This is a genomic window from Dinghuibacter silviterrae (assembly GCF_004366355.1).
GTDB lineage: Bacteria > Bacteroidota > Bacteroidia > Chitinophagales > Chitinophagaceae > Dinghuibacter > Dinghuibacter silviterrae.
Genome location: NZ_SODV01000002.1, coordinates 2,242,376 through 2,258,830 on the forward strand (window position 1 = coordinate 2,242,376; position 16,455 = coordinate 2,258,830).

Annotated in this window: 9 protein-coding genes; 2 read left to right on the plus strand and 7 right to left on the minus strand. The window is 54.1% G+C overall.

Annotated elements, in window-relative coordinates; all coding sequences use genetic code 11:
- Positions 1-5 precede the first annotated feature (5 nt).
- The 7 genes from EDB95_RS26280 to EDB95_RS26310 all read right to left on the minus strand — a co-directional run bounded on the left by EDB95_RS26280 (position 6) and on the right by EDB95_RS26310 (position 11,180).
- The gene (locus tag EDB95_RS26280; protein ID WP_133999751.1) at positions 6-2,288 is read right to left on the minus strand and encodes a Gldg family protein; all 2,283 of its coding nucleotides are present in this window, start codon (positions 2,286-2,288) and stop codon (positions 6-8) included.
- Positions 2,285-3,223, minus strand: coding sequence for an ABC transporter ATP-binding protein (locus EDB95_RS26285; protein ID WP_133999754.1), 939 nt, complete (start codon positions 3,221-3,223; stop codon positions 2,285-2,287). The genes EDB95_RS26280 and EDB95_RS26285 overlap by 4 nt, the downstream gene beginning before the upstream one ends.
- A gap of 67 nt (positions 3,224-3,290) precedes the next feature.
- Positions 3,291-4,685, minus strand: a complete 1,395-nt coding sequence (locus EDB95_RS26290) for a RagB/SusD family nutrient uptake outer membrane protein (protein ID WP_133999757.1) — start codon at positions 4,683-4,685, stop codon at positions 3,291-3,293.
- A gap of 11 nt (positions 4,686-4,696) precedes the next feature.
- On the minus strand, positions 4,697-8,305 hold the full coding sequence (locus EDB95_RS26295) for a SusC/RagA family TonB-linked outer membrane protein (protein ID WP_133999760.1): 3,609 nt from the start codon (positions 8,303-8,305) through the stop codon (positions 4,697-4,699).
- A 65-nt stretch (positions 8,306-8,370) separates the two neighbouring features.
- Positions 8,371-9,510: a FecR family protein gene (locus EDB95_RS26300; protein WP_133999763.1), complete on the minus strand. Its 1,140-nt coding sequence runs from the start codon at positions 9,508-9,510 to the stop codon at positions 8,371-8,373.
- 73 nt (positions 9,511-9,583) lie between these two features.
- The gene (locus EDB95_RS26305; protein WP_133999766.1) at positions 9,584-10,156 is read right to left on the minus strand and encodes an RNA polymerase sigma factor; all 573 of its coding nucleotides are present in this window, start codon (positions 10,154-10,156) and stop codon (positions 9,584-9,586) included.
- A gap of 85 nt (positions 10,157-10,241) precedes the next feature.
- Complete coding sequence (locus EDB95_RS26310; RefSeq protein ID WP_133999769.1) at positions 10,242-11,180, minus strand: hypothetical protein; 939 nt, start codon at positions 11,178-11,180, stop codon at positions 10,242-10,244.
- A 133-nt stretch (positions 11,181-11,313) separates the two neighbouring features.
- On the opposite strand from EDB95_RS26310, the gene EDB95_RS26315 reads away from it, so the two are divergent.
- Both EDB95_RS26315 and EDB95_RS26320 read left to right on the plus strand, forming a co-directional pair.
- Positions 11,314-12,759: a hypothetical protein gene (locus EDB95_RS26315; RefSeq protein WP_133999772.1), complete on the plus strand. Its 1,446-nt coding sequence runs from the start codon at positions 11,314-11,316 to the stop codon at positions 12,757-12,759.
- A 20-nt stretch (positions 12,760-12,779) separates the two neighbouring features.
- Positions 12,780-16,445 (plus strand): RHS repeat domain-containing protein, encoded by a 3,666-nt coding sequence (locus EDB95_RS26320; protein WP_133999775.1) that lies wholly within the window; start codon positions 12,780-12,782, stop codon positions 16,443-16,445.
- Positions 16,446-16,455: the final 10 nt, after the last annotated feature.

A 16,455-nucleotide genomic window follows, 5' to 3' on the forward strand; every position in this document is an offset into this window, starting at 1 on the left:
GGTCTCTATTTCCGTTTACGCCTGATCAATAAAACCGTCCCGAAGACCGCGAGCAGTGCGGGCAGGATCCATACGAAAGACAGGTTTACCCACTTCATGCCGCTTAGGGATAAATAGACATGATCGTCGGTCATGGGTGGTCTGCGCACGTCGATCGGCACCTTGTCCCCGGACAGCCAGTAGAACAGGCCATCGATCATCGTGTTGTTCATGGGCCGTATTCCCCTGCGGCCGGTGGACAGGTTTGCGTTGTCCACACAATCTGCGTCGCCCATGACGATGATCCGTTGGTCGTGGCCATTCTGCGTTCGGGAAAGGGCGAGTACGGTTGTATAAGCGGTTTCCACCTCTCCTGCTTTTGGATTCAGGACAACGGTGTCGTCTCCGAAATTGGTCGTTTCCAGTTCATTCCAACTGCCTGTTGGCTCGGTGCCGAACCAGGATGTTGCCGTAAAGCCCTTGTCCGTTGTATAACTCAACCCGCAGGCGCCATCCATGGCGACCACGCCTTCCTCTTTCCTGATCCCCCCCAGCTCATAGGACATCTTCTCCGACACCTTGGTGGGCCGCACCAGGATAAAGTCCGGAGCATAATACGGATGGGGCTGAACGATTCTGCCGGGGAGAAAGCTGACCCCGAAACGCCCTGCGATCGGGTTCATAGAGGCTTGTCTTCCCGGGTCGCCGATGACCAGGAGGTTTCCTCCCCTCGCAATATAATCATCCAGTTTTTTGTCTTCGGCGTCCGTTAGGGGTGTTTTCAGATCTGCCAGTACGAGGATGTTCATGTCCGTGGGAACGGCGCTGTCCGCGAGGTTTACTTCCCGTACGTTAAAACCCTGGTTGAGCAGGGCGCTCCGGGTATAACCGCTGTTGGTGAAATCAAAATAGCCCTTGTCCCCAAAGTTATCGATGTCCCGGGCTCCGTGTCCCGCGAGAAACCCGACGGTAGGCAGGTCCATGGCCAGCCGCTTCATGGCGGCGCTGATCTCCCGTTCACCTGGGTGCTTGTAGGGGTCGTTGAAAAGACGCAGAAAGCCTTTTCGACCGTCTTCGGTTTCCAGGACGCGCACGAATCGGAAGCGCTCCCCGGAAAGATCGATCTTCTTTTTGAGCTCCTCCGGGGAAAGGAATATGTCCGGGTCCAGGTCCTTGATGGCACACGCACGTTCCATCCGTTGCCGGTCATTCAGACCCGGATAGTGCGCAATAGGTGACGACTGGTCGGTTTGGGCATAATAGTAGACGTACTTCATCCGGATATCCGGTTTGAACCGCAGGTATTCCCTGAAGTTTTGCAGGTCGAAGTTGATAAAATCAGGAACGCACTGGTCGAAATTCGATTCAAAAAGGTTGACATAGGTGGTAATGGTTAATGGCCCCTTTACATTTTTGACAATCTCCTGGCTGTTGGGTGTAAGGGTATTGATCTTGGTCCTGGTGACGTCATAGAAACCCATCAAGGCCGGCCGCGAAGTGACATAACCCAGCAGCATGGCGATGACCACGACGGAAGAAAAACGCGCCAGGTTTGATCCCCGGGACCGTTTAACCTTGTCCATGTCCAGCTTGAAGACCGCCAGGAAGAGAAAAAGAGCAACGATGATCAGGAAATAGAGGATGTCTTCGCTGTTGATCAACCCGTGCAACATATTTTCGACGCGGCCCGTGATCGACAACCAGTAGGTAATGTCCCTGACGAATGCAATCCCCTGCCACACATGGCTGATGTAATTGAGCGCTGCAAAAAGCGCCAGGGTGCCGATGGCCGCTACGACCTGGTAAGACGTCAGGCAGGACATAAAAAGCCCAATGGCCGAATAGATGCAGATCAGCAGGTACATGCCCAACAGGGCGGTCACCACCATCGGTATATCCATGTCCTTGATGGTGAAGAAGCCAAAAATCCCGAAACAGGCCAGCACGCCCGTCAGCACAAGACCGTAGATCATCATCGCCAGGTACTTACCCAGAACGATCTGGGTATTGGAGACGGGTGACGAGTACAAAAGCTTGATGGACCCGCTGCTGAATTCCCGGCTCATCAACCCCATGGACAAGAGGGGGATATAGAGATAGAAATACCCGATCATATCGCTAAACCGGAAAGCCCAGCCGGTCACATCGGCAAAGTGCTGCCCCATCATTTCTGATTGTAGCTGCCCCTTCATCCCATTGGTAAAGATCAACCCGGTCTGAACGGCAAAGAGCACCAGGATTAGCCAGGCGATGGGGGAATAGAAAAGGGTCTGGAGTTCTGTAAGGGCGATTTTGCGTATCTTCTTCACTTCGGCTTATTTTTTTTGTTGGATAATTCGGCAAATACTTCGTCCATGGAACTCCTTTCCACCCGGATCTCGGTGAGCTGCCACCGGTCCTGTACACTTTTTTCCACGAGTCGTTTGACGACGTCGGTGGAGCCGGAAAATTTTACCCGGATAAACGGCGGCTCTATCGGCTCGGCACTTTTCACACCGGGTATGGACAGGATGTCTTCCAGCGATGGAGGCGTCTCCAGCCCCATGACCAAAGCGTCGGGTTCTATATAGTTGTCAAACTCCTGGGTGGTCCCGGAAAAAACCAGTTGACCGTGTTCGATCATCTTGATGTGGTCGCACGTCGCCTGTACTTCGGAAAGGATATGCGTGGAGAGCAACACGGCGTGATCCGTCGCGAGCTCCTTTATCAAGTGGCGGATCTCCACGATCTGGTTGGGGTCCAGCCCATTGGTCGGTTCATCCAGGACCACGAACTGGGGCATATGGACGATGGCCTGGGCGATGCCCACTCTTTGCTGATAGCCCCCGGAAAGATTCCGGACAAGGCGCTGGCTGAAATGGGTGATCCCGCATTTCTCCTTTGCCCTTCCTACCGCACGTTTTACTTCGTCCCCGGGCACGGACCGCAGGTGGGCGGTGTAGGTCAGGTATTCGTCCACAGTAAGGTCCGGATGCAAGGGCGGTTTCTGGGGCAAAAACCCCAGGTATCTTTTTGCTTCCAGCGGGTGTTGACGGACATCTATGTCATTGATGTATACATTTCCGGCGGTCTGGTTGAGTACCCCGCAAATAATGTTCATCGTGGTCGACTTGCCCGCCCCGTTGGAGCCCAGCAGCCCCAGCACACCTTTGCCCCGGATGTCAAAGCTGATGTCCTTGATAGCCCATTGGCTCCCCCCGTAGCGGTGCGACAGGTTCTCTACTTTTACAACGGTTTTTTCCATATAATTTATTCCTGGTTTAAGAGATCCACCATGTAGACACACGGCGGCACAGACATGAGAAATGATGTTATGGGGTCTGGGTGATCGACCCGTTCGACGCCGCGATGATATAGTCCGGCACGGCAAGCGTATACCGGTCATCATTCGGGGGCAACGTATAGGTGACACCCAGCAAGGTCCTCGTGAGGGTCGTGGGAAAACGGGCATTGAGCCGTCTCAGGTCCGTCCACCGCTCACCCCGCATCACCAGTTCCTTCCTTCTTTCGGTAAGGACCTGTGCCAGGGCGTCCGAGGCACCGGCCGCGGTCCTGGGTGTAAAAGTCCCGGTGGTATAGCGCTTGAGCAGGAGCGTGTTGAGATCGGCCATGGCGGCGTTGACGTTTCCCTGCCGGGCGTAGGATTCGGCCCGGAGCAGGTAAAGTTCGTCGACAGCGATACCCGTAAAGGAATAGTATCCGGAGTAATCCCCGATGAACGCGTATCCGCCCACGTAGGCGTTGTTGGTAAAAAACAGGGTCTTGCGCAGGTCGTTGTTGTCGTACAGATTGACGAGAGTGGAGTCCACGGCCCACGGACCATACGTGTTGCCGATGGTCCCGCTCTGGTCCATGCTTGTATAGATCGTTTCGGCGTTGAAATTGCTGAAATAGGGTACATTATTATAGTCCATGAGGGTGGAATACAATTGGAGGGCGGAATCGGCGTAGAGCCCCACATGAATGGAGTCTCCCATGGCCAGGTAAACACGGGCCAGCATAGCATAGGCCGCCGCTTTTGAAGGCCGTACTTTGCTGACCTGGGTGTTCTGTGCAGAGGTGTTGGGCAGCAGCGGTACCGCGGCCTTGAGGTCGCTCAGGATCTGGGTATAAGTCTGCTGGACGTTGGAACGGACAGAAGCAGGGTTCGGATCGGAGGACAGGCGTAACACGATCCCGACGTCCGAGCTCGCGGTAGCGGCGTTGTAGGGCCTGGCCCAAAACTGCGCGAGGTTATAAAACATCTGCCCCCGCAAAAAAAGCCCCATCCCCATGACGTTGTTCCAGGCAACCTGGTTGGAAGACGTTCGCGCAATCGCGTTCACCCCCTCGATGGCGATATTGGCGTTCAGGACAACCTGGTATTGTTTGTCCCATTCCAACAATTGGGTGAGGCTGCTGAACATATGCTGATTCCATTCCAGGACCCCCGTGATAAAGGGGCTTCCCGCGAAAAAGGTTGTATAGTTATTGTCGGACACCGTCACTTCGTCCGCCAGGTAGTCTCCCAGCGAACGGTAGGAATATAACCCCGGCGCGTTGTTGATGGCGCCGCCCTCTATTCCGTCCAATAGTGCCTGGTAGTCGCTGATGGTCGAGGGCACCGCAAGGGTGGCGTTGGGTTTCTGGTCGAGGGCATTTTTGGTGCAGGACGTCTGCGAGACGATGGCCAGTGCCCATAATATGAAGATATTTTTCCGCATCATTGAGTCGTTTATTATTTAAAGGATACCCTCGCCCCCAGGGTGTAGTTTTTGGCCGGACGCATCGTGGTATAATCGGGGTCTATACCCATCTTATTGGCCTTCCACAGGAGGGTATTGCCCAGGTAGTAACCATACAGCTCCAGGTGGCTGAGAGGGGTATGCTTGCGGGCCCAGTCACTGAAGTCATAACTCAGCGAGACGTCTTTCAAGCGGATATTGTCCCCTTTTTGCACCAGCGTGGAAGAGTACTCATAGAATATATCCCGGAGGTAACTGGAATTCGCCAGGGTGGGCATGGACGGGACATTTGTCTTTTTTTCATCCCCCGGGTGTTGCCAGCGTTTGGCAAAGTCGGAAGAGCCGTCATACACGCCCACCATATTGTACCCGAAAAGTTGCCCATAATTGATCGACTGGGCGTGGAAGTAATAACCCATCTTGTAAGAAATGTTGACCGACAGGGTGAAGCCCTTCCAGGTAAAGTCGTTCATAAAGGAGCCGTAACTCGTGGGAATGGCGGACCCCGCGTACACCAAGTCCTTCGTTCGGGCGTAGTTGGTCATCTGGTTATAGTCCTCGCTCACCTTGCCGGTGCTGTCATACCCCTGGGGGTTGCCACCGGCATCCAGACCGGCCCAGCGAAGGCTGTATATCCCATACACCGCATTGCCGGTAATGGGGGTCGGAGAAGACGGAGGAGCGCTGCTCGATTGCTCCTCCAACACCTGGATGGCGGGTGTGTTCTGGTTGTATTTGGTCAGTTTGTCCTTGTCAAGACTGACCAGCAGACGGGTCGTCCACCTGAAGACCCGGGTATTGATGTTCTTGCTTGTAAGGGTAAGATCCATCCCACGCCCCGTCATATTGCCCACGTTACCCGTTCTTTGGGTCACGCCGACGGTCGGATCCACACTATAATTGGCCACGAGACCGGTGGCGTTCTTTTTGTAGAATTCAAGCGTGCCGGTAAGGAGTTCCTTCCTGATCCCGAAATCCACCGCCACGTTTGCCTGGCCCACCCTTTCCCAGGTCAGGTCGGGGTTGGCGATATTGTTCAACACGGCGTAGGGAAGCCCCGAAGAATTGGTGGTGCCCGGATAGTAGGAAATCGTGGTCAGCGTGGAGGCGCTGGTATTATTTACCGCGCTCCCCAGGTATATGTTGCCCTGGTATCCATAGGTCGCCCGCAATGTCAGGTGGGGCATCCAGCGTATTTTGTAAAAGGACTCCCTGTCCATCTTCCAGGCGACACCGCCGCTCCAAAGCAATTTCCGCTTATCGTTGGCCGTGACCCCAAAGAGGTTGGCCTGGTCCATGCGGGCGCTCCCGGTAAGGACATAGCGACCCTTGTAGGTATAGGACGCATTGGCAAAGCCCGATATAAAGGCTATGAACTCCTGGGTCAGGGACGTCTGAAGGGGATAAATCGTGCTGGTGATGTTATACGGAAGACCCTCGATTTTATAGTTGGTCAGCGGGAAATAGGTCACGTAGTCCACCACATTCTGCGCTGTGCCCGTATTGGGGTTGTACCCATAATAGCCGTATTGGTTCCCCGTTATCCGCGTCTCGTTGCGCTCATAGCCCCCTATCGCGTCCAGGCGGTGGTCTTTTCCCAGGGTGTGGTTGTAGCTGAGAGAGAACCGCATGTTGTTGTCTTCCTGGTTCTGGTCGTTGTAGTTTAGGATCCCCCCCTGGTTGATGGGATAGGTCAGCTGGCCGGTGGGGCTGATCTGGGTGTAGTTGTTGATCATGTCTTTGACCGAAAAGACCGAATCGCTCTGGTAGACCGTATTGTTGGTGACCGTGCGGCTATACTGGTACCGGGCCTCCAGGCTAAAACCGTTCAAAAAACTGTATTTGAGGCTGGGCGAAACCCGGATCAGGGTGGTGTTGGTATGATTGTACTGGGAGGCGTGGAACTGTTGAATGGGGTTGTAATTCATGTCGTACAACCCGTCCGAGAGCGCGGTTTGTATAAAGGCCTGATTGTATCCCCCGCTCCAGGTCACATTTTGGGGCTGACCCTGGGCATCGACGAGACGGGTATAAGGCGCGTAGTTGCCCTCGCTGAACGACCCCACGTTGGACCCCGCCTGGTCGTCGGAGAAGGTAACCGGCAAAGCGACTTCCAGGTTCTGCCAGGGTTTGAAGGTATTGGTCGCCGTGAGGGTAAAGCGTTTGAGGAAGCTGAAATCCACCGCGTTGACGTTGTCGTAGCCCGCCGCTATATAATATTTGTCAAAGGACGATCCGCCGCGAACCGAAAGGTTATACTGTTGCTGGGTACCGGTGTGGTAGAAATATTTGAGGGCATCATTGCGGATATCTTCATGGGACAGGGCGGCGATCTGCGCATCGGCGTCCGCCTGGCTGATCGTACCGGCGGCGGCTTCGCCCAGGAGTTGAACAACTCCGGTAACCGGACGCCCATTGGCCGTGGCGGGGTTTAGAAAATTCGTATAATTGCCCTGTTGGAAAAGGCTATCCTCCACAGTGATATAGTCCGGGCTCGATATCAGCCGCTGGGTGAATAACCGCGGCTTGCCGGTGAACGTGACGGATGTATTAAAGCTGATCTCCGGCTTCTGGTTGTACTTCCCGTTCTTGGTCGTAATGATTACGACGCCGTTGCCCGCCCTGGCGCCCCAGATGCTGGCCGCGGCCGCGTCTTTTAACACCGTGATGGATTCGATGTCGTTCGGGTTGAGGTTGTTGATGTCCTGGCTGTAGGGAAGGCTGGAGTTATAGGGGAATCCGTCTACGACGACCAACGGGTTGGTAATCGCGTTGAGGGTGCTGATCCCCCGGATCGTGAAATTCTGGCTCAGTCCGGGACCATAGGCATACGTAAGAATGGATCCCGACGTACGGTTGTCGAAGAGAACCCCGCTGGCTATGTCGCTGATGTGATCCAGGAGATTGGGCGACACGCTGCGGTTAAAGAGTTTGTTGTCGATGATGTCGAACGAACCCGTCGTCCGCTCCAGGGGGATCATTTGATACCCGTTATCGACTTCTACCGATACCCCGGCGAGCTCAGCGACGTGTTTTCTCATGGTGATATTGAACACGGTCCGGTTATCGTATTTGATGACCTGGGTTTGGTAACCGACACAGCTAAAGACGATGACTCCTTTGTCGGGAACCCCGCCCATGCTGAAATCACCCCCGGAAAGCGTAGCCAGGGTAAAATCCGTGCCCGGAATGGAGATGGTGGCGCCTGCAAGCGGGACACCGTTTTCATCGGCGACCTTTCCCCGGATGTCAATATGCCCGGTGCCTTCATAGGGCAACCGCACCTCCCGGTTGATTACCACCGAATTTCCCTGCACGCTGTATTGCAATCCCTTCCCTTCCAGGGCCCGTCTCATTACCTCTTCCAGGCTGGCGTTCCGGACGTCGATGCTCACAGTTCCCATATCCCGGATAAGTGCGTCGTCATACATGAATGAAAGCCCGGTCTTGCGGGAAATATCGTTAAAGACCTTTTTGAGAGATGCATTCTTTTCCTGTAGGGTGATGCCTGTCTGGGCTCTTGCGCCCAAAAAAACAGCCAGGAAAAGCGCAAGCATACATTGGCTCTTGCCAAAAGCAATCAATTGCATAGTTTTGCTCATGTTTTGGTGATAAGAAGTCCTGCCTTCCTTACAGGATGGATGTATATTTTTTTACCGAAGTGCCTTTATGGTAAAACGATCAGTTTTCGCCCTTCTATGCTAAAGTGTATACCATTGCCCTCCAATAGATGCAGCACTTCCGATAGGGTGAGGTTCCGGTTGATCCGCCCGTCAAAAAGCCTCCCGTTGCCGTTGCTTTGATAGATAGGTTCTACGCCGTACCAGCGTCTTAATTGTCGCATAAGGGTGGGCAGGTCGGTTTGATCGAATTCAAAGAAGCCGGTAGTCCAGGCGGTTTCACGGTCGGTATCCACAGTCCCTACCGTTATCCGCCCTTCAGTCCTCGCCTGCTCCCCGGGTCGGAGGATTACGCTCTCCTTACCCGACAAAACCCTTACTTTTCCTTCCACCAGGGTGGTATTGATGGACGCCTCATCCGCATAAGCCATCACGTTAAAGTGTGTGCCCAAGACCTGTATCGACGTTCCGCGGACGTCCACGGTAAAGGGCATCCTGGTGTTTTCTTTTACTTCGAAATAAGCCTCCCCGGTGATCTCCACCCTTCTTTCCCGCCCCGAAAAAGCCGTCGGGTAGCGGATGGAGGAGGCCGAGTTCAGCCACACGAGGGTACCGTCCGGGAGCGTAATTTTATATTGACCGCCGATCGGCGTGGCAAGCGTGTTGTACAGCGGTTCACCGGCGTCGGGATTTGTTCCGCGCACATAAGCCAGTTGACCATTCGCGACTTTGACAATCGTCGACTGTCCCTGGGCGGTCAGGTTGCCATTGGCGGCGCTATCCAGGACGATCGTCCGGCCGCCGGCAAGCGTAAGCGTGGCATGGTTTCCGCCGGGAAGAACGTCCACCTTTGCGGTGGGTGTCTGCACGGTATGGCCGTTGGTTCCCCTGAAAAGCCAGTACGCGCCGGCGGCCAGCAAAAGCACCGCGGCCGCTGCAGCAATACGCGGGAGGGGCCGGCGATAGAACGGGAGATGATATATAGGGGCGGTCGACCCGGCTATGCGATTTTTCAGTTTTTCGAGCAGACGGTCTTCCTCCCCGGTGGAGAGCAAGGCTTCCGCGGGTTTCCCTTCGAAATACCCGTAGTAGGCTTCCACAAAGGCTTTCTCACTGGTAGACGCCGTCCCGTCCAGGTATTTCCGGATCATCCGGTCGAGCCGTTTTTTCTCCTCTTTTGCGCGCATACTATCATGCCACAGAAAGGAGAAAAATTCCCAAGCGAAATGAAGAAATCTTTAAAAAATCTTTAAGGGCGGGTTACCGGTGCGTCGTCAGCAGCAGCAGGATCGCGGGGGCGAGATGGGTACGTAGCCCGTTGATGGCCGTCCCCAGGTGGTTATGCACCGTCTTTGTGGTAATATTCAACTCTTCGGCTATTTCATTCACCGACAGCTTGTCCTTTATATGGAGTAGAAAAACCTGCTTTCTTTTTTCGGGGAGTGTCTCCGCATATTTGTAGACCAGCTCCAGGAGCTCTTTGGCGATCAGCCGGTTCTCGGGTGTATCCGCGTCCGCCAGGATGGCTTCGAAGGGGGCGTAGAAAGCGGCGGGAGCCTTGTGCCGGGTAATATGGTTCAGGATCTCGTACCGGACGGCGGTATGCAAATAGGCGCCCAGGTTATCGATGTGCAGTTGGTCCCGGCGGTTCCACAAACGGAAAAAAACATCTTGCACCAGGTCTTCCACCAGCTCCTTGTTGTCCAATCGCTTATAAGCCGCCAGGTAGAGCTCGCGTACATAGCGCCGGTAGATGACGTCAAAAGCATCCATGTCCCCCTGGCGTAGGCGGTCCAGCAGAGCCTGTTCGTCATATACATCATTGTTGCCCAAAACGGAATGAAGTAAAAATAAGAAATCGTTATCATTCCCGGAGCATATAAACAATTGGGCAACATAGAGTGTTTTTTTGTATATATCAAGGCTGCAAGCTCGCTCTGAGCTGCTCCAGGTACTGGGACACGCTGGTCGCGCTACCCGAAGCCGGCTCCTTGACCGCGCAATTCATCCGGATATAGTCTTTAATATCCGCCAGTTGCCAAATGCCTGCGCCATGCAACCCCGGACATTCCCTGGCAAATTCCTGCATGCTGGTCCGGATCTCTTCCGGTGACTTGCTGTTGTGCGTGACACTGCAGGTACCAAAGCTCCCGCGGCACAGGAATACCGGGTATACCGGTACCTGCCCGCCCATGCCGCGCACCCACGGGCCAAGGGTATTGTCGCCGCCTCCGTCATAACATTGCAGGTAGACGGCATCGACAAGACCCTTGCGGCTGCTGTCAAGGATCGTCTTCCAAAAAGGGATCCTGGTATAAGGACAAAGAGTCATGTGCAAACCAAGACCATGGAGGATCTCCCCAAACCGGATGATCGAATGACTGTCATAGACCGATTCGTCGTCGATACAAAGGGCGTCGGCGCCGATGGTTTTTTTCATGATGCGGGCAATCGCGTAAAGGGTACCGGTCTTGCCGCTGTCGATCCAGTCCTTGATAAAGTCGTACGTGTTGGGCGCCTGGTTGAACCACCTTCCTTCCAACAGGATTTCGACCCGTTTGATGGAGCCGCCCTTTTTCACCGCGGCGATGCGATCCAACCATTCCTTACTACCGGTATACTGTCCGTTATGGATGATCGGATGCTGGCCGTCATCCCCCGAAAAGACGTCGCCATTGGCGTGGATATAGAAACTGGACAGCATCAACGTGGTAAACCCGGAGTTCCGGATCAGGGTAACCGTGGAGTCGTCACCGGGGTAGGTGCCGCGGCCGAAAAGGATGAGTTGCTCAGGGGTTTGCCCCAGCAGAAAAGTATATGTCCCGATGAAAAATAACGTGAGGGCCCATTTTTGCATGGGCGCAAATTACACTATTCCACGCAACCGTGAAAACACCCGTTTTCCCCGGAGCTAGCCCTGTCAGGATTTCTTCCTTTCTTATAAAAATATTATATATCTTCATACAATAAGCCAGACTATTCCTGAAACCATGAGACGCCGCACCAAATTGCTTGTGTTATACACTTTGCTCCTTTCCTGCCGTGCTTTCGCCCAGGATACCTCCACCCTGAAAAACGTCGATCTAAGCCAGGTCAGCGGGCATACCTTACAAAAGCTCAATACCCAATACGCGGCCATGGGCAATCAGGTCAGCCGCCAGTCCGGTAAGCTTTTGTCGGCCTGCCTGCAAAAAGAACAAAGCCTGGAAAAAAAGGTTTCCCAGACCGACACCAACAAAGCGAAGCAGGTCTTCACCGGCGTTCAGCAGCAATACCAGCAGTTGCAGAGCAAAATGCAAAGCTTATCGGCCAGTTCGGTGACGGAGAAGTTCCCCCTGAAGCAATATATCCCCCGCCTGGACAGCCTGCAGACCACCCTGGCGTTCCTTTCCCAAAAGGGAGCGAATATCCCGGCCGGAAAGCTCCAACAGCTCCAGCAGCTCAGCGGGTCCGTACAGTTGTTGGAGGCCAAGCTGCAGATGGCCGGTCAAATACAGAATTTCGTCCAGCAGCGGGAACAGCAATTGACGAGTGCGTTGCCCACAGTCAATGTGTCGGGCATGACCCAGCAAGCCTATTATTACCAGCAGCAGATCGGACAGTACAAGGCTGCCCTGAACGATCCCAAGAAAATGGAAGAAGCGCTTTTGTCGACGGTAAGCCGGCTGCCCGTCTTCCAACATTATATGCAACAAAACAGTTACCTGGCGATGCTCTACCCCACTCCGCAAGGGGCGGGCACACCGGTGGCTTTGGCCGGGCTGCAAAGCAGGGCCCAGGTGCTGACGGCTGTGCGGGCAAAGATCCCGGCCCAGACGGAAGGGGGTGATCCTTCCCAATTCCTGCAGGGCCAGTTACAACAGGCCCAGTCGCAGTTGGGCGCGCTGAAGGACAAGCTGAGCGGCCTGGGGATCAATACGGGGGGCAGTAACAGTATGATCATGCCCGCGTACACGCCCAACACCCAGCATGGGAAGACCTTTTTCAAGCGTATCGAGATTGGATTGACGTTCCAGAACAATCCCGGGACCACCCTTTTGCCCCAAATGACCATTTTCGGCCTTACGGCGGGGTATAAGTTCAGCGACCGGGTGACGGCCGGTCTGGGCGTGGTATACCAGTTGGGATTGGGCAACGGGCTCACCGATCTGCAACTGAGCAATCAGGGGGCCGGGCTCCGGAGCTTTGTGGACATCAAGGCTAAAGGGAGCATCTGGGTGACGGGTGGTTTCGAATACAATTATATGCAGCAGTTCTCCAGCCTGCATACCCTCTACGATATCAATCTTTGGCAAAAGAGCGCCTTGCTCGGGTTGACCAAAAAGATCAAGATCGGCAAAACCCAGAATTCCCTTTCCCTGCTCTACGACTTTCTGGCGGCCAGCCAGGTACCCAAGGGGCAGTCCATTGTTTTCCGTATTGGCTATACCTTCTAATGCACATAATGTATCCTGCTATGTTCCGCAACTCGGCTTTCAGAGCGCTAGGGCTTTTTTCGGGAATATTTTGTTTTTCCCTTGCATCCGCCCAAGTCGAAACCAGCAATTCGCAAATAGAATGGTCGGCCAACCTGTCGGCCTCCAACAGCCTGATGTCCATGGGCGTGTCCAGGGACAGCGTGTCGGTCGATCAGTTTACAGGGATGGCAACGGCGCTCATTCCCCTTTGCACCCTGAGCGGGATCGACCTTTCTGTCCCTGTCGGTTTGGCCTATACCAGCGGGAACGGGGTGCGGGTTCAGGACTTTGCGTCGGACGTCGGTCTGGGCTGGCAGCTCAACGCTGGCGGCAGTATCACCCGCACGGTCCGGGGACTTCCCGACGAACAGGATTACGGATATATCGGCATCGTGCCCAACAATACGGTGAACCAACCTCCGATGGGCCAGGTGATCAACAGTTGGTTGGGAAGCAACCAGGCGCTCACCACGGACGAACAACGAGCGATTGGAGGTTCCGGTGCACCAGGGAGCGAAGCCACGGAAGATTGCGAGCCGGATCTTTTTTACGTATCCACCCCGTACTTTTCCTTTCAGTTTGTCTTCGACCAAAATGGGAATCCTGTCTTCTCCAATAACTATGGATTCAAGGTCATAGCCAACAACTTTTACCTTACTCCGAATAACTATGGCACAACCTCTTTCGAGGTCATCGACGACAGGGGAAACCAATATTATTTCGGGGCCAACCAGAACGACGTCCAGAACGTGCAAACCACTTTGTTTTCCCCGACCGTCTATACTTTTCCAACGACCTGGTACCTGGATAAAATAGTGACCTTTAATTCCAAGGAAACCATTACCCTGACCTACCTCCACGGGTCCGCCAACGATGCCCAGAACCACTATATGGCAGGGAACTCTTATTATTGTAACACCACGGACAATCCTCCCCTGGTGACCGGGCTCATCCAGGGCGATGCCACGCCCCAGGTGACCACCCTCATCCCGCCTGTGTACGTGAGCACCATTACATCTTCCCAGGGACAAGTGACCTTTAATTATGCATGGGACCGAAAGGACGACGCCAACGCGGCCAGGTTGTCCAGTGTTGTGTTGACAGGCTATGACCCGCTAAGCGGCGCGTATGACAATACGCTGCGGACGTATGCCTTGAATTATACATACTTCAACCAGGCTTCGGGAGATCCCAATCAAATGAGGCTCCAACTGGAAAATGTCCTTTTGGAGGACAACAACCCGCAGGACCCGCCGATCCCCCTGGCGACGTTTGGTTATTATACCACCTATAACCTTCCTTCCCGGACGGCGTACTATGCTGCGGACTATTTTGGGTTCTACAACAACGGGACGGTGGCGTCCACGATGACCTACCCTTCCTCCGGAAAAGCGCCCAATATGCCCTACACCGAAGCGGACATCCTGACGGATGTCAATGACGTTTTTGGCGGGAACTGGCATTTTACATACGAATCCAACATGGCCAACAACCTGGGTACGGCGGTATCGGTGGATGGCATCAGGGTAAACCAATTGTCCCACAACCTGGCTACCGGGGAGAGCCTTACCAAAAGCTACAGCTACCTCACCTCCGGTAACTTTTCTTCGGGACAGTTGAGGGTAACTCCCTACAATGTCACCTATGTTTCCCAAACAACGGGTGGGTCGAGTAACGCTTTTTATACCTTCTCGGAAACGCCCTATATACTATACGACCCTTATGGAAATTTCGTGACGTATTCCACCGTAAAGGTCACGGATCAGGACGGGGGATCTACCGTCACCAATTTTACCAATTACCCGGATCAGTCGGATGCCCAGGGCTTAGGCACCTTGTATGAGCTCGACCCGATGACCAGCAATGCGTACAAACGGGGTTTGCTGTTGTCCCAGTACATCTATAACGCTGCCGGTACACTGTTGGAATCGGTGCAAAATACCTATGCTTCCCAACTTTCGCAGGTCGGACAGGCGGCCTGGGGTTGGCACCAGGTCAACTATTGGTATTATCTCTTAGGTTCGACGGGCTATGTCAATTATGACAATCCTTTATCGGGCGCCTACCACACCAATGTGGATAATTTTGCCCTGACCACCACCGTAGCGACGAAATATGACATGGTCAATTCGGGCAACACCCTGGTAACGACCACCTCGTATACGTATAGCCCCAATGACCTGAGCCTGGTGCACCAGATCACCACTACGAATTCCAAGGGCAATACTTTTACCCGGACGATCTACCACCCGGGTGACGCAGCAATACCGATGGTAGCCAACCAGGCGGAGAGCAACACCATCACCGCGATGGCAACCCCGGCGGTGAACAATCTGGCGGCTGTCATACATCAAACCGATTCGACGAATACCGTAGTTACAGATGTCCATAATACCTATATCTCCGCGCTGAATCAGAATATTTACCTGGGAACCTCGACGCAATATGTGAACAAGGCCGCCGGGAGACAAAAGAACTACTTCTTTGATCAATCGGCGTCGGATCTGCTTTCTTCCTATATGACCAACGGCATGCCGGTATCCTCCTCTTATGGGTACAATGGATCTTTTGTTGTGGCGAAGGTCAACAACGGCACCTCCACTACCGCGCAGTCGACCCATACGCTGACCTCCGACCTGTATTGTTCGTCCACCACCCCCCTGTCGATCACGATGGGCTACGCGGGAACGGTGACACTCGCCCTGGTGTACACCAACCTTCCGGGCTCCGGGACTTACAATACAACGGTCAATTTTTCCTATACCGGGCCAACCTCGGGCAGCGGTTGCCTGTGTACCTCCTCGAACAGTTCCTGCGGGAGCTGCGGCGGAAGCTCGCTTACGCTGAGCCTGCTCAAAGGCACCTATCAAATATCCGTCACCTCCTATACCAATACGGCAACGGGGACGACCAATCCTTTCATACAAGCCACCTATCCGGGGCCGGTTACGAACACCCTTACGACCGGGTTCTTCTTTGAGGGATTCGAGCAAAACCACGCCGCCACCCTGGGGAGCGCCCATACCGGTAATGCTTATTATAACGGCAATGATACGGTTACCTGGCAACCGCCGGACAGCAGAACCTACCTTATTCAATGGTGGAACCTTTCCGGCGGCACCTGGAACTTCAACCAAACCAACTATACACCCAATAAAGTGTTGACCGGCCCGGTGGATGACATCCGCATTTTCCCCTCCGACGCCCAGATGACCACCTATACCTACACGCCGATGGTGGGCAAAACCTCCGAGACGGATCCCGCCGGACATTCCGTCAACTATACGTACGATGCCTTTGGAAGGCCACAGCTGGTGATGGACCAGGACCATAATATCCTCAAAGACTATGCGTACAGCTATGGCTCCCAATCCCAGCTTGCCCGGATCATATTGACCAACAACACGAGCTATACGACGACCCCCGACATCATCAACCTGACGATAGACAACAATACCTACTCCTTCCCGGCCAGCAACAGCCTTGGGTCGGTGGTGGAAGGGTATATTCCTTATGGTACGCACCTGTTCACCTTTTCCTGCACCAGTGCCAACAACGACAACCCGTCATCCATCCAGTATACGATGAACGGGACCGCCGTCCCCTGTACGACTTCCCAGACGGCATTTACGGTGAACGGAGACATCAACATCATTGCCCATTAAAAAGCCATGC